Source organism: Ekhidna sp. (assembly GCF_039960695.1).
Taxonomy (GTDB): domain Bacteria; phylum Bacteroidota; class Bacteroidia; order Cytophagales; family Cyclobacteriaceae; genus Ekhidna.
In genome coordinates this window covers 383,560-408,605 of sequence record NZ_JBDVKP010000020.1, presented here as the reverse complement: position 1 = coordinate 408,605, position 25,046 = coordinate 383,560, and the positions used below count along the sequence as shown (strand labels likewise).

General features: G+C 40.5%; 24 protein-coding genes. 9 read left to right on the top strand and 15 right to left on the bottom strand.

What is annotated here, in order from left to right:
- Position 1: 1 nt before the first annotated feature.
- Positions 2 to 727 carry a helix-hairpin-helix domain-containing protein gene (locus ABJG98_RS18090; RefSeq protein ID WP_348280960.1) on the bottom strand — a complete coding sequence of 242 codons (726 nt, stop codon included), beginning with the start codon at positions 725 to 727 and terminating at the stop codon, positions 2 to 4.
- A 92-nt stretch (positions 728 to 819) separates the two neighbouring features.
- On the opposite strand from ABJG98_RS18090, the gene hemA reads away from it, so the two are divergent.
- From hemA to ABJG98_RS18070, 4 genes are read left to right on the top strand one after another with little or no spacing between them, the layout of a single operon-like run.
- Positions 820 to 2,070 (top strand): glutamyl-tRNA reductase, encoded by a 1,251-nt coding sequence (gene hemA, locus ABJG98_RS18085; RefSeq protein WP_348280959.1) that lies wholly within the window; start codon positions 820 to 822, stop codon positions 2,068 to 2,070.
- A gap of 26 nt (positions 2,071 to 2,096) precedes the next feature.
- Positions 2,097 to 4,235, top strand: a complete 2,139-nt coding sequence (locus ABJG98_RS18080) for a WG repeat-containing protein (protein ID WP_348280958.1) — start codon at positions 2,097 to 2,099, stop codon at positions 4,233 to 4,235.
- 55 nt (positions 4,236 to 4,290) lie between these two features.
- On the top strand, positions 4,291 to 6,249 hold the full coding sequence (locus ABJG98_RS18075; RefSeq protein WP_348280957.1) for a PAS domain-containing protein: 1,959 nt from the start codon (positions 4,291 to 4,293) through the stop codon (positions 6,247 to 6,249).
- Complete coding sequence (locus ABJG98_RS18070) at positions 6,242 to 6,610, top strand: response regulator (RefSeq protein ID WP_348280956.1); 369 nt, start codon at positions 6,242 to 6,244, stop codon at positions 6,608 to 6,610. Before ABJG98_RS18075 ends, ABJG98_RS18070 begins: the two co-directional genes overlap by 8 nt.
- Here ABJG98_RS18070 and ABJG98_RS18065 read toward each other — a convergent pair.
- On the bottom strand, positions 6,607 to 7,209 hold the full coding sequence (locus tag ABJG98_RS18065) for a ribonuclease HII (protein ID WP_348280955.1): 603 nt from the start codon (positions 7,207 to 7,209) through the stop codon (positions 6,607 to 6,609). The genes ABJG98_RS18070 and ABJG98_RS18065 overlap by 4 nt on opposite strands.
- A gap of 142 nt (positions 7,210 to 7,351) precedes the next feature.
- On the opposite strand from ABJG98_RS18065, the gene ABJG98_RS18060 reads away from it, so the two are divergent.
- Positions 7,352 to 9,700 (top strand): TonB-dependent receptor, encoded by a 2,349-nt coding sequence (locus tag ABJG98_RS18060; protein ID WP_348280954.1) that lies wholly within the window; start codon positions 7,352 to 7,354, stop codon positions 9,698 to 9,700.
- Between the two features lie 86 nt (positions 9,701 to 9,786).
- Positions 9,787 to 10,440 (top strand): peptide-methionine (S)-S-oxide reductase MsrA, encoded by a 654-nt coding sequence (gene msrA / locus ABJG98_RS18055; protein ID WP_348280953.1) that lies wholly within the window; start codon positions 9,787 to 9,789, stop codon positions 10,438 to 10,440.
- Here the strand turns inward: msrA and ABJG98_RS18050 are convergent.
- Together ABJG98_RS18050 and pnuC are read right to left on the bottom strand one after the other, a co-directional pair.
- Complete coding sequence (locus ABJG98_RS18050) at positions 10,437 to 10,991, bottom strand: ATP-binding protein (protein ID WP_348280952.1); 555 nt, start codon at positions 10,989 to 10,991, stop codon at positions 10,437 to 10,439. The genes msrA and ABJG98_RS18050 overlap by 4 nt on opposite strands.
- Positions 10,981 to 11,589, bottom strand: coding sequence for a nicotinamide riboside transporter PnuC (gene pnuC / locus ABJG98_RS18045; RefSeq protein ID WP_348280951.1), 609 nt, complete (start codon positions 11,587 to 11,589; stop codon positions 10,981 to 10,983). The genes ABJG98_RS18050 and pnuC overlap by 11 nt, the downstream gene beginning before the upstream one ends.
- Before the next feature lie 92 nt (positions 11,590 to 11,681).
- Between pnuC and guaB the strand changes: the two genes are divergently transcribed.
- Positions 11,682 to 13,151 carry an IMP dehydrogenase gene (gene guaB / locus ABJG98_RS18040; protein ID WP_348280950.1) on the top strand — a complete coding sequence of 490 codons (1,470 nt, stop codon included), beginning with the start codon at positions 11,682 to 11,684 and terminating at the stop codon, positions 13,149 to 13,151.
- A gap of 78 nt (positions 13,152 to 13,229) precedes the next feature.
- Here guaB and ABJG98_RS18035 read toward each other — a convergent pair whose 3' ends face one another.
- The 6 genes from ABJG98_RS18035 to ABJG98_RS18010 form a co-directional block, all read right to left on the bottom strand.
- Positions 13,230 to 13,445, bottom strand: a complete 216-nt coding sequence (locus ABJG98_RS18035; protein ID WP_348280949.1) for a DUF6500 family protein — start codon at positions 13,443 to 13,445, stop codon at positions 13,230 to 13,232.
- On the bottom strand, positions 13,442 to 14,098 hold the full coding sequence (locus ABJG98_RS18030; protein ID WP_348280948.1) for a phosphatidylserine decarboxylase family protein: 657 nt from the start codon (positions 14,096 to 14,098) through the stop codon (positions 13,442 to 13,444). Before ABJG98_RS18030 ends, ABJG98_RS18035 begins: the two co-directional genes overlap by 4 nt.
- A 72-nt stretch (positions 14,099 to 14,170) precedes the next feature.
- On the bottom strand, positions 14,171 to 15,445 hold the full coding sequence (locus ABJG98_RS18025) for a Glu/Leu/Phe/Val dehydrogenase (protein WP_348280947.1): 1,275 nt from the start codon (positions 15,443 to 15,445) through the stop codon (positions 14,171 to 14,173).
- A gap of 68 nt (positions 15,446 to 15,513) precedes the next feature.
- Entirely contained in the window at positions 15,514 to 16,332 is an 819-nt protein-coding gene (locus tag ABJG98_RS18020) for a phosphatidate cytidylyltransferase (protein ID WP_348280946.1), read from the bottom strand.
- Complete coding sequence (locus ABJG98_RS18015) at positions 16,329 to 16,532, bottom strand: hypothetical protein (protein ID WP_348280945.1); 204 nt, start codon at positions 16,530 to 16,532, stop codon at positions 16,329 to 16,331. Before ABJG98_RS18015 ends, ABJG98_RS18020 begins: the two co-directional genes overlap by 4 nt.
- On the bottom strand, positions 16,525 to 17,397 hold the full coding sequence (locus ABJG98_RS18010) for a CPBP family intramembrane glutamic endopeptidase (RefSeq protein ID WP_348280944.1): 873 nt from the start codon (positions 17,395 to 17,397) through the stop codon (positions 16,525 to 16,527). The genes ABJG98_RS18015 and ABJG98_RS18010 overlap by 8 nt, the downstream gene beginning before the upstream one ends.
- A gap of 35 nt (positions 17,398 to 17,432) precedes the next feature.
- Between ABJG98_RS18010 and dusB the strand changes: the two genes are divergently transcribed.
- Both dusB and ABJG98_RS18000 read left to right on the top strand, forming a co-directional pair.
- On the top strand, positions 17,433 to 18,422 hold the full coding sequence (dusB, locus tag ABJG98_RS18005) for a tRNA dihydrouridine synthase DusB (RefSeq protein WP_348280943.1): 990 nt from the start codon (positions 17,433 to 17,435) through the stop codon (positions 18,420 to 18,422).
- Positions 18,423 to 18,447: 25 nt separating this feature from the next.
- Positions 18,448 to 19,353 (top strand): DMT family transporter, encoded by a 906-nt coding sequence (locus ABJG98_RS18000; protein WP_348280942.1) that lies wholly within the window; start codon positions 18,448 to 18,450, stop codon positions 19,351 to 19,353.
- Here ABJG98_RS18000 and ABJG98_RS17995 read toward each other — a convergent pair.
- From ABJG98_RS17995 to ABJG98_RS17975, 5 genes are all read right to left on the bottom strand, one after another.
- Positions 19,326 to 20,747, bottom strand: coding sequence for a DASS family sodium-coupled anion symporter (locus tag ABJG98_RS17995; RefSeq protein ID WP_348280941.1), 1,422 nt, complete (start codon positions 20,745 to 20,747; stop codon positions 19,326 to 19,328). The two genes, ABJG98_RS18000 and ABJG98_RS17995, sit on opposite strands and share 28 nt — an antisense overlap.
- 9 nt (positions 20,748 to 20,756) lie before the next feature.
- The gene (locus ABJG98_RS17990) at positions 20,757 to 21,674 is read right to left on the bottom strand and encodes a hypothetical protein (protein ID WP_348280940.1); all 918 of its coding nucleotides are present in this window, start codon (positions 21,672 to 21,674) and stop codon (positions 20,757 to 20,759) included.
- A gap of 81 nt (positions 21,675 to 21,755) precedes the next feature.
- A complete protein-coding gene (locus tag ABJG98_RS17985; RefSeq protein ID WP_348280939.1) occupies positions 21,756 to 22,001 on the bottom strand; it encodes a hypothetical protein in 246 nt (81 codons plus the stop codon).
- Between the two features lie 217 nt (positions 22,002 to 22,218).
- On the bottom strand, positions 22,219 to 23,376 hold the full coding sequence (locus ABJG98_RS17980) for a homogentisate 1,2-dioxygenase (protein WP_348280938.1): 1,158 nt from the start codon (positions 23,374 to 23,376) through the stop codon (positions 22,219 to 22,221).
- 1 nt (position 23,377) lies between these two features.
- Entirely contained in the window at positions 23,378 to 25,009 is a 1,632-nt protein-coding gene (locus tag ABJG98_RS17975; protein ID WP_348280937.1) for a S41 family peptidase, read from the bottom strand.
- Positions 25,010 to 25,046: the final 37 nt, after the last annotated feature.

Below are 25,046 nucleotides of genomic sequence, written 5' to 3'. Positions count from 1 at the left end.
CTCATTTCAAATATGGCTTTAATCTTAAGAAAGTACGCTCCTCAATTGCCTTTATTTTCCTTAAATCATCTATAGCATTGAAATCACCATGCTCTTTACGATAATTAATGATGATGCGTGCAAGATCATAAGAGATGTATGGATGTCCTGCCAGTGTTTTGATCGAATCAGAATTAATGTCAATTGGAGAAACTTCAGATTTAATACTAAAATGCTTTAAGAGTTCGCTGATAGTTTCTGACTTCAAACCGTAGACCTCCTTTAGTTGTGTGGTATCAGCAAATCCACCAAGTAAATCTCTATACTTAGTAATGCGCTCAGAAAAGGCAACCCCAATTCCGCGTACTTCTTGTAAGTCTGTGCTGGAGGCAGTATTCAGATCTCTTATGATTATTTTTTTCTCCTCCTTTTTATAGACTTCCAAGGAAGCTTTTTTAACTTCTTTGTTCTCAGTCTTTGGAAATTTTCTATTCGGTCGGGAGAAAATACTTTTATCAAATTTGACTTCTTCAAAATCCTTTAGATCATATGAAGCTTGAGCTTTATCGATCCAATCGAGTACTGAGCTATCTGACGAAACCCGTTGTTGATTTTTCAGATAAGATATCCGAACCTGGGTAGACACTATTGACATAAAAATGATGAAAATCAGCACGAGAGTGCCACGTGATTCTGTCTTCGTGAAGCCTAATGCACGTGAAATGGCTTTATTAAAGTAAGTGAGCATTATTTAAAATGATTCTAAATAAGAAATAGCTGATTTTTATCACAACCAATATACGCAAGCTGCTGTTATTTTTGCCATCGTATTTGATTGAGATGGAAGGATTTAAAGCTTTAGGACTGTCATATAAGAACGCACCTATCGAGGTGCGAGAGAAAGTAGCTTTTACTGAAGTGGAGGCCAGTCAATTTTTGACTAAGCTGAAAGAGACGTTCTTAATAGAAGAAGCAGTTTTAATATCGACATGCAACCGGACTGAGCTTTACTATACCGCGCAAGATAATCTTGAACCTGAGATCATTGGATTGATAGCTGCTCACAAGGCTTTACCTTCCGATCAACTAACAGAATACTTTAATCTTTATGATAGCTCCAGTGCTTCAAAGCATTTGTTTCGGGTATCACTAGGGCTTGAATCTCAGGTATTGGGTGACATTCAGATTAGCAACCAAGTAAAGCGTGCATATCAGCAAAGCGCTGACTTAAATCTGGCAGGTCCACATTTGCATCGATTGATGCACACAATCTTTTTTGCCAATAAACGAGTAGTGCAGGAGACAAGTCTTCAAGATGGAACGGCTTCTATCGCCTCAGTAGCTGTGGATTTGATCAAAGGATTTGTTGGTAATATCGAAAATCCGAGAATAGCATTGATTGGGCTTGGTGAGATTGGTCAAAATGTCCTGGAGAACCTCAACAAGGAAGAAGCTGCAATTACATTAGTAAATCGAACAAAATCCACCGCTGAAAAATTAGCAAATGAAAGGAACATTGCCGTTTGTGATATGACTGATCTTTCTAAAGTAGTTTTAGAAAACGATGTTATCATTACAGCAGTTACAACTTCTGCTCCTATTATTTCTGCAGCAGATTTTGATTCAAAATTGGTGCATAAGTTAATGATCGATTTATCTGTTCCAAGAAGTATGGATGCCGATTTGGAAAGTGTACCAGGTCTCTCCTTATATAATGTCGATCAACTTACAGAAAGAACACTCAAAGCTAGAGAGCTCCGCGAGCAAGCAATCCCAGAGGTATCTAAGATCATAGAAGAAGAATTGACTGGTTTCATAAGTTGGAAAAGTGAAATGGGAGTCTCTCCAACTATTCAAAGGTTAAAAAATGCACTGGATCAAATAAGAAAAGAAGAGCTCTCCCGACATAAAAAATTGTCAGAAAAGGAAATGGAACTGCTTGAGGTAGTAACTAAAAGCATGATTCAGAAAGTAATAAAGTTGCCAGTGCTTCAGTTAAAGGCAGCATGTAAGCGTGGGGAAGCGGAAACCTTGGTTGGGGTGCTTAATGATTTATTTAACCTCGATTCCGCAGAAGTAGAAAAGAAATAACCCGCTTTATATTTGTCTGCGGGAGTATGCGAAACTTTATATTCAGTTTTTTATTCATTAGCTCTCTAGCCACGAACGCTGAAGAGTTTACCGTCTTTGAGAAAGATGGATATTTCGGCATCAAGGATGAGATCGGAAACGTAACCGTGCCTGCGGTCTACGAAAAACTCGGATGGTCCAATGGGTCTACCAAAGTTCACAACGGTGTTATTGGTTTTCGAAGAGATGATCTTTGGGGCTTAATCACTGTCAGGAATAAAGCGCTCACAGGTCAAAAATTTTACACGATTGAACCATTATCCAATAGTCACTTTAAGGCTTCAATAAAAGGGAGATTCAGTAATCATCTATTTCATGGAATATTGGATGAGCGCGGAAGAAGCGTAATCAGCTTTAATTATTTCACTATAGAGCCATTAGGAGCCAATTGGCTGGTGAGTCTGTTCAATGGAAAGAGACAGCTTTTTGGAGTTGTCTCCTTCGAGAATCAGTTAATAATTCCAACAAAGTATGCATCCATAAATACACAAAGGGAACTCTTGATTGGCAGACAAATAAGTCAGAAATTAGATATATATCGCACCAATGGTCAGGAGATTCAACGTGACCTTGATTCACTCAAATACCAAAATGGTTGGATTGCTTTTCGGTCTGGATACGCTGGACTGCTAACAGACGAAGGCCAAGAAGTATACCCATTTGAGTTCAAAAATTTTGCCATAGAAAATGAAAAAATTTTGCCAGTTCCTTTCCCAGAATGGACCGTTTATAAATTGGATAGCGAATTTCTAAAGTGGCAATGCGATTCGCTTGCAGTAAGCAACAATGGTATGTTGGTCGCTTATTTAAATGGTGCGCATCATCTGCTTCTAAAGAATAATACGTTATTAAATAATCATGCGCTTCTTTTAAAAGAAGCTTCAAATGATCACCTCATTGTTCAAAATTCAAAAACCAGAAAATGGTCCGTAGTAGCAGAGGATGGTGAAAAAATTGTGTCAGGTTATGATTCAATAACCACCGCTGAAAATCATTATGTATGCCTTGATACAAGAGGGTGGCATTTAATCGACTCCAAAGGGGCTTTGAAAAACAGATTGCCACTTCAAGCACTCAAGCCAGGATTGAGTAATCAATTTGTGGTAAAGAGAAATAACCATTGGGGAATTCTGAATAACAATGGAGAATCTGCAGTTACTTTTAAATACGATAGCATTGTCGCCACGGACAATGAGTATTTGGTTTCATATTTAAACAGATGGGGCGTCTTGGATAAGAATGAAAAGTGGATTATTCGTTCTGAGTTTCAAGAAATCATCTCCTTAGGCAACGTACTAATAGGAAGGAGAGGTAGAGGCTACACAATTTTCTATGAAGGTAAGGCATTATACAAAACTGCATCAAAACCATTATCAAACCTTGGAACATACATACTTATAGAAGGGGATAGTTTGAAGTTGGGCTTAATGAATCAGTATGGCGAAGTAAGTGTAAGGCCACAATATGATGTTATTCGAATGTGGGCTGACCATTTTGAACTTGTGAGTAAAGAAAGAATTGCGCTCATACATTCATCCGGCCGTTCCATTCTCTCTTTTGAGGATGGATACCAGCGAGTCGGTGGCTTTGGTGACGGATATTTTGTGGTGAAGAAGGAAGATAGGTGGGGATTTGTAGATGATGAAGGAAGGCTCAGAATAAGCAATAGATATGATGATGCTCGTCCCTTTTGTGAAGGATTAGCACCTGTTATGCTCCGAGGAAGATGGGGGTTTATTAACAAGGACGAGGAGATAAAAATACAACCCTATTATCAGCATGTCATTCCATTTTATAATGGACGAACTATCGTGCAGCAGAATGGAAAGTTTGGCTTGTTGAATCAAAATGGAGAGGAAGTTTTAGAACTAATCTGGAAATCAATTCGTCGATTGAGTACAGGTAATTATATTGTGCAGGATATCAATGATCGATATGGTTTAGTGGATGAGAATGGTAGTTTCATCTTTAGACCAGGATATGATCAATTAGAAGATTTTGGAGATCGAGTATTGGTATCCAAAAATGGTGCTTGGGGTATATTGAATTACGACAGGCATCCAGTATTTAAGATTAACCATGAAGACATAAAGGTGATTGGTGATTTTACCATGGTAAAAGACTGATCAGCTTATTCTTCAAAAATTATAACCAGGGTAACCAGCTATCTTACCCAAGAGTATGGATTTTAACCAACTTCTGGAATCAGTTAACCAGAACATAACTGAAGCCGTCTTTCGAAGCGATAAGGACGGGCTAATCTACGTCAATAATGCCTTCGTGAAAATGTTTGGATTTTCCTCTGATGAAGAGGTGAAAAAAAGAGCTATTTCCAAAATGTACAAAGATCCGAGAGATCGCATGAGGTTAATAACAAAACTTAATGCTGATCACTCCTACGAAAACGAAGAGGTTGTTTTCCTTAGAAAAGATAATTCAGAATTTGTGGGGCTGGTAAGTACAATTATGCACAAAGATGAAAGCGGAAACGTCTTTTGGGATGGAGCGATTCGAGACGTAACAAAGGAGCGAGAATTTCTAAATAGAATACGCCATAGAGAGCAGCTGCTTGAAAGCATCAATAAAAACATCAACGAGGCTATCTATCGAAGTGAAAACAAGATGGGTATCATCTATGTAAATGATGAGTTTATCAGGATGTTTGGATATGATTCTGCGGAAGAGATTATGGAATTGGACCCGTCTGATCTCTATAAAAATCCTGCGCAAAGAAATGAGGTTGGAGGTGAAGTGATTGACAAGGGTTCCATAGAAAATAAGGAAGTAGAGTTTAGGAAAAAAGATGGAAGCACTTTCTGGGGATACTTAAATTCCATCAAGGTAGAAGGAATTGATGGCAAGGTTTACTTTGATGGTGCTATAAGGAACATCAGCAAAGAGAAGGAAGCCGAACAAGCCCTGATACGACATGCTGAAATGCAGCGAATTCTGATCAATTTATCTACCAAGTACATTGACCTACCCCTGGCTGAAGTAGAGCAAGCGATCAACGATTCATTGAAAGAATTAGGAGAGTTCGTTGGAGCAGATCGTTCGTATGTATTTGATTTCAATACCGAGAAAGGTATATGTAGCAATACCTATGAATGGTGTGGAAAAAACATAAAACCTGAAATTCAAAACAATCAGAATCTTCCATTGGATATTATGCCAGAGTTGGTAAATGCTCATTTAAAAGGTCGCCCTTTGATTGTGGATGATGTTGAAAAAGTGCAAAAAGAAGATTTTAAGCAGTTACTAAAAGATCAGAGCATACAGAGTTTAATGACGATGCCCATGATACACGGAAAAGAGTGTGTGGGATTTGTAGGATTCGATTGGGTAAAAAAGCTTCACAAAGCAACGGAAAAAGAAGTCATTCTATTGGAGCTTTTTTCAGAAATGCTTGTCAATATCAGGATTCGAACCCAAAACGAAAAAGAACTGCATAAGCTTTTCAGTAAGACGATTGAACAGAATCAACGACTCAAAGATTTTTCTTATATCACCTCGCACAACTTCCGGTCATCTGTAGCAAATCTTGTCGGCTTACTCACTATTATCGAAGACGATCCAGGCAATAAAGAGTACTTTGACATGTTGAAGGCTACAGCGTTAAAACTGAACCTGGCCATTGATGCAATCAATGACTTGCTCAATTTTGAGAAAGATATTTCAATGTTGGAGAAAGAAGAGATTAATCTCAGGGAAGTGATAAACGACATAATGCTTCTTAATCGAAAATCAGCAACAGAGAAAAAGATTGAATTAGAGGTAGATATCCCTGATGACCTCACACTCAGAATTTTACCCGCCTATCTGCAAAGCATTTTGCATAACCTGATTACTAATGCAATGAAGTATGGGGTCACTGAAGATCGACGAAAAATAAAAATTTGCGCTATAAAACAATCAAAAGAAGTACTTTTAACAGTGGCAGACCAAGGTAGAGGAATAGATCTGGAGAGATATGGAAATAAAATGTTTCAACTTGGGTCAAGGTTTCATGCTGATGAAGAGAGTGGGCATGGCATGGGACTTTACATGACTAAACAGCAAGTCGAGGCAATAAATGGTCGCATTGAAGTAGAAAGCGAAATAAACAAAGGGACTAAGTTTAAGGTGTATTTTAATGCATGATTTAAATAAAATATTGCTCGTCGATGATGATCCTATATTCCTCACATTAGCTGAGTTGGCGATAAAAAAGGAGCGTAATCAAGTCGAGATCTTCAAAGCAATGAATGGTGAAGAAGCCATATCTTTTCTGAAAAATCAAAGCGTAGATATCATATTTCTGGATTTAAATATGCCAGTAATGAACGGATGGGAGTTTTTGGAGGTACTCCCTCAAATTGAAAACTGGGGGAAGCAGGTTTATGTATTGACTTCTTCAATAGACCCTTCCGATCAGCGTAAAGCAGATGAAAACCCATTAGTCACTTCAATGCTTGAGAAGCCATTGGATAGAGATAAAATCTCAGCCACCTTGAGAGGCTAATCTGGAAACAATTCCAATTGACTAGGTAATAGCTGAAAGCTCATTCGGTGGTGAGGAGTTGAACCCATTTCTTTCAATCCAAACCTATGGGCACGTGTTGGATAACCTACATTGGTTTCCCACCCATATCCTGGAAAATCGATTGCTAGTTGGCGCATGAGATCATCGCGATAGGTTTTGGCTAGTATAGAAGCGGCCGCAATTGATAAAAATTTCCCATCTCCTTTCACGATACATTCAAAAGGAATTTCACCGGATGTTTTAAATCGATTTCCATCGATAAGTAGCAACTCGGGAGTGATTTTTAATTTCTCCACGGCTCGATCCATGGCTAAGTAGCTGGCATTTAAAATATTGATATTATCAATCTCACCAGGAGATGCAACTCCAACACCCCAAGCAATGGCATCTTTTACGATATCCTTCTTGATAGCAACACGCTGTTTTTCAGACAGCTGTTTTGAGTCATTCAGATCCTTATGTTTGTATTTCTTGGGCAAGATCACTGCGGCTGCAACAACTGGCCCGGCGAGGCACCCCCTGCCGGCCTCATCGCATCCGGCCTCTATTTTTTCCTTTTGGAAGTGCGATTTAAGCATTGCTCAAAAATATAAAAACGTTCGAGCAACTACCCCGTAACCTTAGTGTAACCTTTTCAAAATTAAAATTTATGCAGATGATTTGAAGCCATTCCATGCTTTGGCTGTCTCTACCATCAACTAATCACGCAAAACGCAATAAATGAAAACGACTACTCTGGGAATAGTCTTACTATTCTTTTCTATTACCACTTATTCACAATCACTCACACAAACAATCAAAGGGCAGGTTACAGACGAACAGTCTGGCGCTCCAATCATTGGAGCTACTGTCGCAATTCTAGAAACAAATCCACCCATGGGAGGCATAACGGATGTGTATGGTTTCTTCAAAATCGAGAAGGTTCCTATCGGAAGACAGACACTAGGAATATCATATCTTGGATATGAATCCATCACAATGCCGAATATTTTGGTGGGTGCTGGAAAAGAGGTAGTAGTGAATGCCAGACTTATTGAATCATTGGAGCAGCTAGATGAAGTGGTAGTCACCGCCGGAAATGAAAAAGAAGGACAGCCAAGGAATGAACTTGCAACAGTCTCAGCTATATCGCTTGGCATGGATGAAATCAGCAGATTCCCTGCAACATTCAATGATCCTGCACGCGCAGCTCTTACTTATGCAGGCGTTCAAACTGGCGGCGATGACCTATTGAATGAAATAGTAATTCGAGGGAACTCCCCAAAAGGAATTTTATGGAGGCTAGAAGGCGTAGAAATTCCCAACCCAAATCATTTTACATCCATTGGATCTTCTGCAGGCGGTATCAGCATGCTGAGCAATAATATGCTTGCCAATTCTGATTTTTTCACAGGAGCCTTCCCTGCACAATATGGCAATGCCACATCAGGGATTTTTGATCTTCAACTGAGACAAGGGAACTTTGAAAATCACGAACATGCAGTTCAGGCAGGTCTCTTGGGAATCGCAGCTGCCTCAGAGGGACCAATTTCGAAAAATGGTAGATCCTCTTATCTGGTTAACTATAGATACTCCACACTTGCCATGTTAACCGAACTTGGATTAGACATTTTGGGTGAGCAAGAAGATATAGCGTTTCAGGACCTTTCATTTAAGATGAGAATTCCCACAAAGAATTTTGGTTCATTTTCACTATGGGGACTAGGTGGAAGAAATACCTATCGATTTTTACCCAACGAATCAAACGGAGATTGGGAAAACGACACTGAAGAACAGAATACTGGTGTAGCCGGAATCACTAATGTTTATTACGTCAGTGATGATTCGTACTTCGAAACAATCATTTCTGGATCTTATAACAAACTTTCAAATGATTATGATTCGCTAGAAGTCAGGCTATTAGAGACTAGTGACTTTATAGAGTCTCAACTCAGGTTTTCAACCTATTTCAATCATAAATTTTCTGCAAAGCATACCCTTCGAGTGGGGACTATTTTGAGCAGACTCGGCTATGACTTGACCAACACCTTTTGGAACAGAAATGAGAGAAGTTATATCACACCTTTGGATGAGGAAGATGACGCAGGATTTTACCAACTATTTGGCAATTGGCAGTTCAGGCCTAGCGATCAGTTTACTATAAATACGGGGATACATTTTTCTCATTTCGCTTTAAGCGGCAAAAGCTATATCGAACCACGCCTTGGTTTCAAGTGGGATAGAGATTCGCATATTATTTCAGGAGGTTTAGGTTTACATAGCCGAATGGAGACCATAGCGCTTTATACTGCTCGGCAGTATAGCAATGATGGAAGTTTTGTTCAAAACAATAAAGAACTTGGCTTCACTCAGGCAGTTCATTCGGCTTTAGGCTTTGAGAAAATGTTGAAACCCAAACTTAGATTCAAAGTGGAGGTTTATTATCAGTATCTTTTCGATGTTCCTGTGTGGCCGAATGATACAACTTCAGACTACAGTTTGCTTACCTTTTCTACTCTAAATACGTTTGACGGGTACACCTCAGATGAGCTTGCCAATGATGGAACTGGCAAGAATTACGGCTTGGAGCTTACGCTGGAAAAATTTCTTTCCAATGGCTTTTATATGCTTTCGACTGCCTCACTGTATAAGTCTAAGTATTCAGGCTCAGATGGCGTTGAAAGAAGCACTCAGTTTGATGGTGGCTACATCTACAATTTCCTCACGGGTAAGGAGTTTAAAGTGGGTAAAAGCGGAAATAATACACTCAGCTTCAATGGAAAATTCATTTTTGCGGGCGGCAAAAGGCAAGCACCAATTAACATAACTGAATCTTTAAATGAAGGGAGAACTGTTTATAGCTTTCAAGATAACTATGAGCTCAAACTCAACGGCTACTTTAGAATGGATCTTGGAATTAGTTATAGAAAAAACCGTAAGAAGATAACCTCGGTGATTTCGCTGGATATTCAAAACGTGACTCAGCGAGAGAATGAATTCTTTAGATATTACAATGTTGGGCGCCGTAGAGTAGAGTCAGACAGTCAAATCAGCTTCTTCCCAAATCTGAGCTACCGTATTGAATTTTAAACATACCAATTGTAAGCAGGTTTACATTGTCAGTAATAGACAAACCATTATTGGAAGGTTATCGTAAATTCATAAAAAATTTGACCATGAAAATTTTAGCATTAGTAGCAGGTTTTTTCCTTTTTAGTTGCCAAACGCAAGGCAATGAAAGTAATAGAACAGCAGATTTGGCCAAGAGTAAATCAGAAGTGGCTGAGATTGATTATCAAAAACTGGATACTGCAACCTTTGCAGGCGGGTGTTTTTGGTGTGTGGAGGCATCCTTTGAGCAGATTAGAGGTGTAGTTGAAGCTGTTTCTGGGTATTCAGGTGGTAATAAGTCAACTGCAGATTACCGAATGGTAAGTTCTGGCAGCACCACGCATGCTGAGGCTGTGCAGGTCTATTATGATCCTGCCATCATCGATTACGAAACATTACTTGAAATATTTTTTACCGCTCACGATCCTACTCAACTTAACCGACAAGGACCTGATGTTGGGGCACAGTATCGCTCAGAGATCTTCTACCACAATGAATCGCAAAAGCAACTGGCGGAGGCGAAGATGAAAGAATTGGAACCAGATTTTTCCAGACCTATAGTCACACGATTAAGTAAACTTGATGCTTTTTACCTTGCAGAGGACTACCATCAGGATTACGAAGAAAAGCACCCGAACAATGGATACATAGTGAATGTTTCCCGTCCGAAAATTGAAAAGGTGGCGAAGAAATTTAAAGATTTCCTTAAATCCAATTAAGATGTCATGCCGGACTTTGATCCGGCATCTTTTTCATTGAAATACTCTTCAATCGCATCTACTGCACATTTCTTTCGTTCCCCTTCAATTCCAGAAACAATGGCATAAGGAAGCTTCCGTTCATCTAAATAGGCTTTATACACCTCAAAAAAATGCTTTCTAAGCTTTGGATGTTCACGTTGCGGGTCAGGCATCCATGGAATGTCAATGTTGTTAAGCAAGTAGAAATCGTAGCTCCTTGCCACTATTTGCTCCTCGATCCAGCTATCGGTGTTTTCATATTTGTGGTCGCTCCAAATTTTGATCACTACTAAATTGGTATCACAGATTAGATAATCATTGGCATATTCTGCCTTCTCATCCTCCCAGGATAATTGCCCTTCAGCAATCGACTTTAGATCGTTTTGTTGGTATTCTCCATCTAGTCGATCGAGGTAAAAACGGGCATACTCCGGAACCCATTCTGTTTGATAGTGCATAGCCAGGTGCTGACACAATTCACTTTTACCTGTCGATTCAGGTCCTAATACAACAATTCGCTTAGCTTTCACTCATTATCAATTTTCTTTTCCAGGACATCCATCCCATGATAGCCAGTGCCGTGAAAACAAGAAACTGCAAACTTGTGAATGGCAGTCCTTTATAGATGTACAAGGGAATTGAAATCAAATCACAAGCAATCCAAAACAGCCAATGCTCAATCTTCTTTAGTGCCATGAGGTACATTCCTGTAATAGCGAGCCCAGTAGTGATCGAATCAATCAAAGGGACGGTGCTATCCGTGAATTTTATTAGCATGATGTAAATGAATATAGTAGCAAGTAGGAATGTGCCCACATTTACAAAATGACCACCCGTGGAGCTTCTTGTAATCGGAATCTGACTTGCAGCAATATCTTTGGTATTCTTCCAGTTCCACCAACCGTATATGCTCATCAAGAAATAGTATACATTAATACCCGTTTCAGCATACAAGCCATATTTGTTAGTCAAGTAAACAAAGATGACCACACTGACAATCCCAAAAGGGTAGACTAAGATGCTTTCTTGCTTGCTGAACCAAACACTCAGAATACCACATATCACGGCGATAAATTCCAGCCATGAGGTCTCAAGAAGCTGCTCGTAAAGTGAACTCCATATTTCCATTTGGTAAAAATATGTCTTGCGATAGTACTTATTCTATGAAACCGACATAATTTTGCACGGCAAATAATCATAATAGTTCAGTATTATTTGCCATGACGATAAACGACAAATTCCTCTTCGAAGCACTTACCTATGACGATGTGCTTCTCCTCCCTGGTTATTCAGAAATACTTCCGCGTGATACGGACACTTCTGCTCAGATTACGAGAAATATCCGACTAAATATTCCATTAGTTTCTGCTGCGATGGATACTGTGACAGAAGCCAAACTTGCCATTGCTATGGCTTTGGAAGGCGGTATTGGAATCATTCACAAGAACATGACCATTGATCAGCAAGCGGTTCAGGTTCGCAAAGTCAAGCGATCTCAGAGTGGGATGATTCTTGATCCGATTACCCTGCATGTAGATGCAACCGTAAGTGATGCGGAGGCCATTATGAAAGAAAACAAAATCGGAGGAATTCCTGTCGTAGACAAAGAGAATAAACTCATAGGTATCGTCACCAATCGTGATCTTCGGTTCGAAAAGAAGCCGAGGAAGCCGGTAAAAGATATCATGACCAAAGAAAACCTCATTACAGCTACTGCAGAGGTAGGTTTAAATGAGGCAGAAGCTATACTTCAAAAGCATAAGATTGAGAAGCTTCCGATTGTAGACAAAGAAGGAAAACTCACTGGACTGATTACTTATAAAGATATTTTGAAAAACAGAGATCGTCCAAACGCATGTAAGGACGAATACGGCAGATTGAGAGTAGGTGCAGCTGTCGGTGTTACACCTGATATCGAAGATCGTATTGCTGCATTGGTAAAAGCAGGTGTAGACTTGGTGTCCATAGACACAGCACATGGCCACTCCAAAGGAGTGATAGAAATGGCGAAAAGAATTAAAATGGCCTTTCCTGATTTAGAGACAATAGTAGGCAACATTGCTACTGCAGAAGCAGCGAAAGCTTTGGTGGATGCCGGTGCCGATGGAGTGAAAGTGGGGGTTGGTCCTGGAAGTATCTGCACAACCCGTGTCATTGCCGGTGTTGGCGTTCCGCAACTTTCTGCTGTATATGAGTCATCGCAAGCAATTAAAGGATCTGGAGTTCCAGTTGTCGCAGATGGGGGAATAAGATTCTCAGGTGATGTAGTGAAAGCTCTTGCTGGAGGAGGAAATACAGTTATGATAGGATCATTGCTGGCTGGAACTGAAGAGGCACCAGGAGAGGTGATTTTATATGAAGGTAGAAAATTCAAGTCTTATCGAGGCATGGGTTCAGTGGAGGCTATGGAAGAGGGATCGAAAGATCGTTACTTCCAGGATGCTGAAGATGACATCAAGAAGCTTGTGCCTGAGGGAATCGTCGGAAGGGTACCTTTCAAAGGCTCTGTTCAAGAAGTTCTTTACCAGATGGTAGGAGGATTGAAAGCGGGTATGGGATATTGTGGTGCCGCAGCAATAGAAGATCTACATAAAGCGAAGTTTGTAAAAATATCGGCCGCAGGGTATGCAGAGAGTCACCCACACGATATTCACATTACCAGGGAAGCCCCGAATTATAGCAGGAAGTGAGTTAATTGATGAGAATCAGAATTGGTAAAAGAGTAGTTTCTACTCTTTTTTTGTTTGCTTTTTACTAAGTATCTCAACTTACATATCCTCAATAATTTTTCTGATTTTCACAGCCTTTTCAAAATGGTCTAGTTTATTCTTTAAGATCCACCATTCGGCTACTTCCATTAGCAGTTTTGGGTTATCATTTTTGTTGGCGAAGAAGGCATAAAAAGAAAGCCCTACGTTTTCACCTTTGGCTGCAATCTTTTCATTACAGACTCTTACAATCTTTTTCTTAAAAGAATCCGTCATTTCAACTCTGCCACCTCAGTCTCTCCACCCTTCGTCAGATCACCGATCTTAACCTTGATTTCAGCATCTAGCGGAAGGAATAGATCCACACGACTGCCAAATCGGATAAAACCTACAGAGGTCCCCTGAGCCACGACATCTCCAACTTTAGGGTAGAATGCGATTCTACGGGCCACTGCACCAGCTATCTGGCGCATTAGAATATTAATACCACTTTCAGTTTTGAAACCTACTGAAGTACGCTCGTTGGCGGTGCTTGACTTTGGATGCCAGGCCACCAAAAATTTTCCCGGATGATATTGGAAGAAATCCACCTTTCCTTTCACCGGGCTCCTGTTTACATGCACATTTAAAGGTGACATGAAGATGGAAACCTGAATGCGATCATCTTTATGATATTCACCCTCATACACTCGTTCAATCACAACGACTTTGCCTTCAGCCGGTGCGTACACCGCGCCATCTTTGGGCGGAGTGATCACCTGAGGATCACGGAAGAAACGAACCACAAGTATCATAAAGATGATGGCAGCAGCAGCTGTAATCACCTGGATGATGAAAATTGGAATCAACCAATAAAGCAATGCATACAGTCCGCCTGTAAGCACAGCCATTACTGGTATCATCTTTAAGCCTTCTTTATGTAATCTCATTTTGTCGGTTTGCTCCTTGGAGATTCTATAGAATATCCAGTTTGCTCAAATATTTTCTAGTCGCGTAGCAACCTAGAAGCCGCCACGATATTTGTAAGTCTTGGCTACCTTATCAATAGCCACAATGTAAGCAGCAATACGCATGCTTACACCATACTCTTCAGATGTTGCATAAACTTTATCAAAAGCTGTCTTCATGATTCGGTCTGAACGTCTGCTCACACGCTCACGAGTCCAGCCATAACCCAATCGGTTTTGAACCCACTCAAAGTATGAGACGGTTACACCACCTGCATTAGCAAGAATATCCGGTACAGCTAGAATCCCTTTTTCATTTAAGATAGCATCTGCTTTGGCGGAAGTTGGTCCATTAGCTCCCTCTACAATCATTTTCGCTTTGATCTTGTCTGCATTGGCTTTAGTGATAACGTCTTCAATTGCAGCTGGCACAAGTACGTCTACTTCAAGTAGCAATAATTCTTCAGGATCAATTTTTTCGACTCCACCATATCCTTCCAAGCTACCATTGTTACCATCGCGGTACTCCATGGCTTTTTTGATGTTGATACCTTCTTTGTTATAGTACGCTCCTGACAGATCGCTGATAGCAACAATATTTACACCTCTCTCCTCAAGAAGCTGGGCTGCCCAAGAGCCTACATTCCCGAACCCTTGAATAGCACAAGTCGCTTTAAAGGGGTTGATTTTTTGCTTTTCCATAGCAGCAAGTGCCGATATCATTACACCTCGACCTGTTGCCTCCGTTCTTCCCAAAGATCCCCCCAGTACCAATGGTTTCCCCGTTACTACGGAGTTTACCGTCATGCCATGATTACGTGAGTATTGATCCATCATCCATGCCATCTCTCTTGGCCCTGTTCCCATATCGGGCGCAGGAATATCCCGATCCTTACCAAATACATCGTGCATGGCCTGTGTAAAAGCTCTGGTAAGTCTTTCAACTTCTCCTGCAGACATCTCCCGCGGATTACATTTGATACCACCTTTGGCGCCACCGTATGGAATATCTACAACTGCACATTTCCATGTCATCCATGCTGCTAGTGCCTTCACCTCATCGATATTTACATCCATATCGTAGCGTACACCACCTTTGGATGGTCCAAGGATGGTGGAGTGTATTACTCGGTATCCTTCAAAGACTTTTATCGAGCCATTGTCCATGGTTACTGGCAATGAAACAATTACTTGTTTAGCAGGCGTCTTCAAAACATCATACACTTCTTGATCCAAACCGAGGTGCTCGGCCGCAATCTGAAAGCGTGACATCATGGACTCAAATGGATTATCTCTGTCCTTTATTGGCGCAGGTTCTATATATGCCATAGGAAAAAAGTAAAATGGGGTCTGTTGTTTATTTTGCCCCGCAAAGCTAACTGGATTTCTGCTTCTCTTTAGAATAATTTCAAGAAAACTACAACAAAAGGAACCGCAATCAATAAGCTATCAAATCGATCCAAAAATCCTCCATGGCCAGGGATGATAGTGCCCGAATCTTTTATCTGAATGGAGCGCTTAAAATGCGATTCAACCAGGTCACCATATGTGCCAGCTATGACTACAATAATTGCTACGCTGATCCATTCAATTTCATTAAGCCCTTCAAAGTAAAAGCCGATAACTATTGCTACGAGAACAGCTGTGGCGGCACCACCAATACTTCCTTCCCATGATTTTTTTGGAGAAATTCGTTCAAACAGTTTGGTTCGTCCAAAGAGAATGCCTGTAAAGTATGCGCCTACATCGTTGGCCCAGGTCAGGAATAGCAGGCCCAGTATGATCTCATAGGAGTATTCACCGCTGTGAAACACAAGAAGATTTGTCAATGCAAATGGGACGGCAACATATATGATGCCTAGATAGAAAAGAGCTATGTTAATGAAAGGATGAACATCGCTTTTCTTATAGAGCTTTATCAGAAATACAAATGAGGCCAACGGAAAAAGCATTACATAATTCTGGTGCGACAAGTAATCTGTCTCAATGAAGAAGGTGATGGTAAATAGAAGCGCACCTATCGTTACTCCAAGAAATCGTATAGGAAGGTAGCTTTGCAATCGCATGAGTCTATAAAACTCCCAAATGGTTAGGCAGGATATAGAAAGGAATATGGCGAAAAACCCCCATTTACTCCAAATGAGGGATAGTATAATGATCATTCCACCAATGACGGCAGAGAAAAATCGTGGTGCAAGGTCCGGATATCTACTCAAAACTTTATCTCTTCTTTAATGATTCTGATGGCCCGGATCACATGGTCTGGAGACACAAATATTTCGAAATTTCCGAAACCATGCTGAGAAACCTGCTTATTGATTTTCACTGGCGACAATCCTTTGTCATCCAACACAGCCTTCACAATGTCTACACGATGCTCCTGATCGTCTGAATATATTACTTGCCAATCACGCATGCTGAAATTTTTTGTAGAAAGTTCGGATGAGCACGAACGAAATTACCGTAAAAAGTAGCACCACTGGCCATGGTGCTGCCTCTTCCATTTGTTCAGGACTAACCTTTACCACATCTTGTTGTGTCAGATACAGTGCAATGAGTGCAAGTCCATTATTCACTAAATGGCCAATCATAGCAACGCTCAACTTTCCTGACCAATGATACAAGTATCCGAAAAGAACACCCAGTAGCATTCGTGGCATTACTCCAAAAAACTGCATATGAATTGCGGCAAAAATGAATCCTGTCACCCATATTGCTACATGATGATTTCCAAATGCTTTTGAAAACATATTCTGAATGAGTCCTCTGAAAAGCAGTTCTTCGCCAATGGCTGGGATGATTGCTACAACTACAAAGGCCATCATAAAATGAGTTGTGCCAGTGAAATTGGTGAGATGTTCGGTTAATACTTTTAGTTGCTCTTCGGATTGTTTGGCCCACTCAGCAAAATCAGAACTGCCAAAGTCAAGGTTCATGTTCCATTCGCCAATGGCACTATTTACAACCATAAAGCTGATTGAAATAAGGACGGTCATTCCAACAGTGATCAAGGAAACGTTAGAAAAGTATTCACTAAATGGAATTTTTAAGGCTATTCCATTGAATAACGCAGGGACGCCAATAAACATCAACGTGGCTACTACTCCTTGAGCTGCCAGTAGAAAAATCGGATCCATTCCTAAAATCATGCTGGTGTCAACATCATCACCTCCACTTCCAAGCATCATTACAATTGAAATATAAGCCGTCAGTCCTAAGCCAAAAGCCCATGCTCGGGCTTGCTGCTTATCTTCTGCATAATTTCTTAGAATGTCCTGCATATAACTAACTTTGCGGGCAAATATAACCGTTCGAAATGGTTAAAATCAGTGACATAGAAATAGGAGAGTTTCCATTATTGCTAGCACCCATGGAGGATGTGAGTGATCCGCCATTTAGAGCTGTCTGCAAGCAAAATGGAGCAGATTTGATGTATACGGAATTTATCTCCTCAGAGGGTTTGATCAGGCATGCCGAGAAAAGCGTGCAGAAACTGGACATTTATGATTACGAACGACCGATAGGAATTCAGATTTTTGGAGACAAAATTGAATCAATGAGGGAGGCTGCTTCCATTGCCGAGGAGGCAAATCCAGAAATCATTGACATAAACTATGGATGCCCTGTGAAGAAGGTGGCGTGCAAGGGAGCTGGAGCAGGGATTTTGCTGGATCTACCCAAGATGCAGGAGATGACTGCAGAAATTGTAAAACGAGTGAATAAGCCTGTCACTGTGAAAACGCGATTGGGATGGGACGATTCTACTATCAAGATCAATGAAGTAGCACATCGCCTGCAGGACGTTGGGATTCAGGCATTAAGTATCCATGGACGTACTCGAAAGCAGATGTACAAAGGTGAAGCCGATTGGGGTCCTATCGCTAAGGTTAAAAATGATCCAGGCATTCATATTCCAATTTTTGGAAATGGTGACATAGACTCACCGGAAAAAGCGCTCGAATATCGAAATAAATACGGTGTAGATGGCATCATGATCGGAAGAGCAGCCATAGGCTACCCTTGGATATTTAATGAAATTAAACATTTCATGAAAACAGGAGAACGCCTTGCTTTGCCAACATTAGATGAAAGAGTACAGGTCGCTGTACAACATCTTGATTTTTCACTTGAGTGGAAAGGAGATCGCCAGGGACTATTTGAAATGCGAAGACATTACACCAATTATTTCAGAGGGATACCAAATTTTAAGCCTATTCGCACTACGCTGGTTGAATCAGAATCCGCTCAAGAGGTAAAGGAAACGCTGCTGAGTATTCCTGAACTTTTTGCAGAAGTTGCAATTTAATAAGTCGCGATCTTAACTTACGTTCATGCAAAAATCTCCTCTCCTAGCTTGGGGTCTACTTCTTATTTTGGCATTTATTTGGGGCAGTTCATTCATTTTAATTAAGAAAGGATTAATTGGTTTGGAGCCAGAGGAAGTTGGTTCGTTGAGAATCGTTGCAGCTTCGCTTTTTTTGTTACCATCTGCGATTAAGAGGTTCAAAACTATAGACAGAAAAAAACTACATTATTACACTTCGGTGGGTTTGTTGGGTAGCCTTGTGCCGGCGTTTCTTTTTGCTATTGCACAAACACGTTTGGGAAGTGCTATTACAGGAGTGCTCAATGGTCTGGTGCCTATATTCACTATTTTGATCGCACTCTTTGTTTTTAGGCAAAAGCAAGCAAGAGCTGTTTATTTAGGTGTAATCGTTGGCTTTGTTGGTACCGCTATTCTAATTACTGCTGGTAAAGGGAGTTCATTTAGTGGGGTAAATTCATATGCCTTTTTGGTTGTATTAGCGACCATTTGCTATGCGTCAAATCTTAACCTCATCAAACAAAAATTGAACGATGTGCATGCTGTCACAGTCACAAGTGTTTCTCTACTATTGGTTGGTCCGTTAGCTACAGTCTATCTTTTTGGCTTCACTGATTTTTGGCCAAAACTTATGAGCGTAGAAGGAACCGGAATCGCAACTTTTTACATCTGCCTATTGGGAGTTTTAGGTACCGCAATAGCATTGATCATCTTCAATAAGGTATTGCAAATGAAAGATGCCCTATTTGCTTCCTCGGTTACTTACATCATTCCAGTTTTTGCTGTCATATGGGGTGTAATTGATGGCGAAAAACTCTATCTATTACATTATCTAGGCATGGCTGCTGTTGGTGTAGGTGTATACATAGCCAACACAAACAAGAATCATAAAAACGCAGGCAATACGAAGTAGACAAGCAAGCTTATGAGCAAGCTTGAAGCAATATTAAGCCACACTCCTGCACGCACCATATCGTTCATCTGCAATTCACCAGAGCTAAATACGATGGCATTCGGTCCCGTTGCTATTGGCAGCATAAATGCGCAAGAGGCAGCCATCGTTGCAGGGATCATTAGTAAAAATGGATGAACGCCAATAGCCTCTGCTAAAGAGGCCAAAACAGGAAGCATAATGGAAGCAGTAGCTACATTAGAAGTGACCTCAGTTAAGAAGTTCACAAAAAGAGCAACTATAAGGATAATGAAAAACAGCGGTAGCTCTGAAAGACCTGTAAGTTGCAAGCCAAGCCACTCAGCAAGATTAGAGCTTTGAAAAGCAGCTGCCAGTGATAAACCTCCTCCAAAAAGTATGATCACCCCCCAGGGAAGCTTTTCTGCTTCCTCCCATGTAAGTAATGGAAGCCCCTTTTTTTCCTTAGATGGAATGATGAACATGGTAAGAGCTGCAGCAATAGCTATGACAGTGTCATTAATACCAGGAATAAATTTAGAAAGGAGGAATGAGCGTGTAATCCAAAGAAATGCGGTTGTAAGAAATACAATGGCTACAGCTTTTTCTTCCTGACTGATTTTGCCTAGCACTTCCTTTTCTTTTAAGATCATCTCCCGGCCAATTGGCATGGCAACTTTATGCAATGGAAATACAAGTCGGGTCAATACGGTCCAGCATAAAGCAAGCATGATCAATGAAAATGGTAATGCAAATGCCATCCATGCAGCAAAGCTTATTTCCTCATCATATAGTTGATTGGCAATAGATACAAAAATGGGATTGGTCGGGGTACCAACAAGTGTTGCTACGCCACCAATAGAAGCAGAGAATGCGATTCCAAGTAGAAGGGCTTTAAAGAACATTTTGCCCGACTCTCCGGTCAACTCTTTCATTTCCGCTATTAGGGCAGTACCTATAGTCACCATCATCAGGGTTGTTGCCGTGTTGGAAATCCACATTGAGAGCAGGCCTGTAGCCAGCATGAAACCTAATACTATGAATCGAGCATTCGTTCCGATTGCAGCAATAATTTCCAGAGCAATTCTTCGATGCAGATTCCATCGCTGCATGGCAATCGCAATAATAAATCCGCCCACGAATAGGAAGAGCATTTTATCGCCATAGGCTGCTGTGGTTTGTACAATAGGTGCCCCACCTGAAAGAGGAAGTAGTGCGATAGGTAACAACGCTGTTGCCGCGATTGGTAAGGCTTCTGAGAGCCACCAGGTTGCAATCCAAAGGGTTGAAGCGAGCACGGCATTAGCTTCAACGTTCAAACCATCGAATGGCTCGCCAAAAAAAACAGCACAAAATAAAATGGGCCCGATTGCGAGCCCAATTTTTCTTCTAATCATACAGGAAGGTTAGATTGACTCTTCCCGTAATTTCTCAAAATCAAATTCATTTAAGAAATTTTTGGCCTGATCAAGGTTTTGGAAATCGTATTCTTTCAACTCCCCATTTGAACCATGAATTTCGATTTTAACAACGGAAATTCTATTGTCATGATCAAGTGGATTGTCTATTAACGTACCTGTTGTAGAGCTTTCTTTAATTTTATGCGTCAGAATCACATTCTTACGCTTGATACGATTGCAATAAGAGCATTTAAATTCTTTTTGAAGTTCACCATCTTCCGTATCGGTTGCTTCTTTAATGATTTCTTCTTTCTGAAGTCTTAAGGTCTGAAATCCACATCGGTCACACTCAAGAGCACTTAGATGGCCTTTGTATTTTTCAATTTTGGTATATCCGGATGCTTCATCTATCCAAACATCATAATCTACAGAGAATACATTTTCTTCTGCTTGCATACCCTCATCCAAATAAGCATCTTCTTCAGATTCACTAAGAAGCTTCATTTTATTTCCATTTTCCGGATTGATTCGCGGGGTGTATCTAAGCTTCTTTAGTTTTTTCTCCAGTACGCCCGGATAGTAAAACTTAATGATCAATTGTGCGATGTATCCATACAATACGCCAATACAAAGCGAAACAAAAAGACGGATGAAAAACCACAAAGGGTCGAGCTGCATTGTTTCATATTCCAACGTATTGCAGAATAAGAAGAGAGCGATAGCAACAAAAATATGTCCTGAAAGTAATTTCTTAGATTCTTTTTCGCTTGCTAAGTCAAACTTCTCTTTAAAAGTGGCCTTTGACATGAAGGAAATCTTATAAAAGAGATAATTGAGTACGCCAATACCAAGAGTGATAAAGACTAGGATGTAGACGATCTGCTGCCACTTGGCAAGAAAATCGAGGTATAAATCATTATTCATAGGGTGACAAGTTTGTAACAAAAATAAGCCGATTTGAAAAACCGGCACACTTTTATAAAAACAGTACGAAATTTTGCTTCCCTAATTGTCTGCGGAATTAACTTTTTTTGGGTCGTCTGATAAGATACTATGAAGCATTGAGACTCTTTTTGAATATTGACCTATTGAGTCTAAATCATGGCTTTCTGGATTAACAGGAAGTAAAGACGCCCACTTAGAAAGCTCTTTTTGTGCCACTGTTGAGACTCTTTCTTCGGCTTCCATCAAGAAAGCAAAAGTGCTGAGTAGCAGCAGCAGCGTTATGAGTTTATTGAGCTTGGGTTTCATTATTAGTCCTTGTTTCTAAATGAGCGTCTAAAACTTCTTGTTTGAAAACCTAACCTTGTAATAAGGATGAGCAACACCATGAAAAAGTTGCACATTTCCTCAAATTTTACGAATCCAGTTGTTAAATGCAGTTAATAAATGTTATATGGCGCATTTAACTACCCGAATTGTACAGAAAGTACTTTGGATAGTAGAAGAAGTTACAAGGACTTATTAACTATTTCCAGCTCATCGGATAATTGTCATCTACGTACTGAAGGCCTGTTTCTGTCACATAGATCGGACCGAAGGTATCTAGCATTACCGCCAACTCTTCCGTTTCCTTTGCCCCAATGCTCGCTTCAACTGTTCCGGGGTGAGGCCCATGTGGGAGTCCGCCAGGGTGTAAGGTGAAGGATCCACGATCAATTCCCTTTCTGCTCATAAAGTTTCCTTCCACGTAATAAAGAATTTCATCTGAGTCAATATTGGAGTGATTATATGGGGCTGGGATAGCCTGAGGATGATAATCAAACAGTCTTGGTACAAATGAACAAATCACATAACCGTATGCCTGAAATGTTTGATGAACAGGAGGCGGCTGATGTATTCTGCCTGTAATAGGCTCAAAATCATGAATGGAAAGGGCGTAAGGATATAAATATCCGTCCCAGCCGATCAAATCAAATGGAGAATGAGCATAGTAATAATCATGAAGCATATCATCATGCTTGATTTTCACAAGATATTCTCCTTTTTCAGATTCCGTGACCAATTCAGAAGGTGGACGAATGTCTCGCTCACAATATGGAGAGTGCTCCAGCAACTGACCCAATTCATTGCGGTATCTTTTCACCGTTTCTACCGGATTGGTGGATTCAATAATCAACAGCTTTAGTGGTCCTTCATCCCATTCCAGACGATAAATGGTCGTTCGAGGAATCACCACATAGTCACCTTGTTTAATTCTTAGCTTTCCAAACTGCGAGTAGAGGTATCCATTTCCATCGTGGATAAATAGTACTTCATCTGCCTGCCCATTTTTATAGTAATAATCCATCTTCCTGGAGGTTGGATGACAGATAGCCATATTCACATCTTTATTCTTGAATAAGATCTTTCGGGCTTCCAGAAAGTCATCGCCCGTTGTCTCTACGTTAGATGTGTTTAGGTGTGTTTGTTTAAGCGTATAATCTTTAGCGATCTCTTCTTTCCACACGTTAGATGCGCCAACTTTTTCTACCCGAGTTGGCGGATTGATGTGATATAAGTTTGAATAAATCCCTGAAAAACCGCGTGAAGAAACCAATTCTTCCGCATAGAGGCTTCCATCAGGTTGTCTGAATTGGGTGTGCCTTTTGGGTGGTATTTCACCTAGTCGATGATAGTAAGTCATATTATCGCTGTGCTATTTTATCTGCTTCATCCATTAACTGGATCGCTTTGAGAAAAATTTCGTCTTGTTCATTGAAAATGGGATAAAATCCTTCATTGTCCCAAATTCCCCTTGCAATATAAGCCTTGGTCAAAAGCTGTATCAATCCTTTGGACCGAATGAATTCTCTTTCATTAAACTTGAGCTTGTTGCCCTCTGCTGTTGCAATTAGATCTTGCAGCATTTGATCAGTGACAACAAATGAAGACTTGTAGTTTTCAAATCCAAGACTATTAAGTGCATCGCTATTTTCCTGAGCATACTTCACTGTATACTCCTGCAAAGAATTAGTACTGAATAAGCGATTCATGTACCTGGTATTTTGACTGGTATCCAAGGGTACAAAGAAATCTGGAGTGATGCCTCCTCCGCCGTAAACAATTCTTCCTTTGTCGGTTTGATAAGCTAAAGAGTCGTTGAATTTGATACTATCTGATGAGTAAAGTTCTCCGTTTTCATAACGCTGATACGCTTCCATGTAGTAATCATCAAGATTACCGCCTGAATAAGTTTTTTGGATACTCCTGCCACTAGGAGTGTAATACCTGGAGATGGTAAGTCTGAGTTCCGAGCCATCATTTAGATCAATCGGCAATTGAACCAGTCCTTTGCCAAATGATCTTCTCCCAACAATGAGTCCACGGTCATGGTCTTGAACGGCGCCAGCTACAATTTCAGACGCTGAGGCAGATCCCTCATCAACCATAACTACCAATGAGCCGTTCTCAAAATCACCTTGGTTTCCTGAGAAGTGCTCCTCGACATATCTTTTTTCTTTTCCATCGGTATAGACAATCATTTGCCTTCCTCCCAAAACTTCATCTGCTATCTCTACGGCACGATTTAAATATCCACCAGGATTTCCGGTCAGATCAATAACCAGTTTTTTCATTCCCTCCTCCTGAAGCTTGAGGAGTGCTTCCTTAAATTCTAAGTAAGTAGAGTTGGCAAATCTAGCAACCTTGATGTAGCCGATCTCATCGTTAACCATGTAGGAAACATCAACAGAATATTGTGGAATGACATCTCGTTCAATAGCAAAATCAATTAATTCATCTTCTCCCTTGCGCTTAATGCTGACTATAACTTCTGAGCCACCGGGTCCACGGAGCATTTCCACTACCTTTTGATTGGTCATTCCGATTCCAGCCACATTTTCTCCATCTACCTTAATGATTTTGTCCCCGGCCTTAATTCCAAGTTTTTCTGAAGGTCCACCACTCAGCGGGCTGACCACATGGATCGTATCTTTGAAAATATTGAATTCAACGCCAATTCCTTCATAATTTCCTTGAAGTCTCGATTGAATGAGCTCTAAGTCTTTGGCTGGGATGTATGATGTATGTGGATCAAGATCCTCCAGCATATTGGTGATTGCACTTTCAACCAACTCATCGCTGTCCACTTCATCCACATAGTCATTTTCAATATGTGTCAGTACTTGCCTGAACTTACTGAGACTCTGCATGAAGTCTGAAGTAGGCGAAGCTGACGATCCGGCCATGTTTGCACCGATAAAAACACCTACGCAAAGTGTGAGCGCTATATACAAAGGGAGTCTTACTGCGCGGTTTGAATTCTTGTGTGTGCTCATAATTCAACGATATTGTTCAAAAATAAGGGTTATTTCA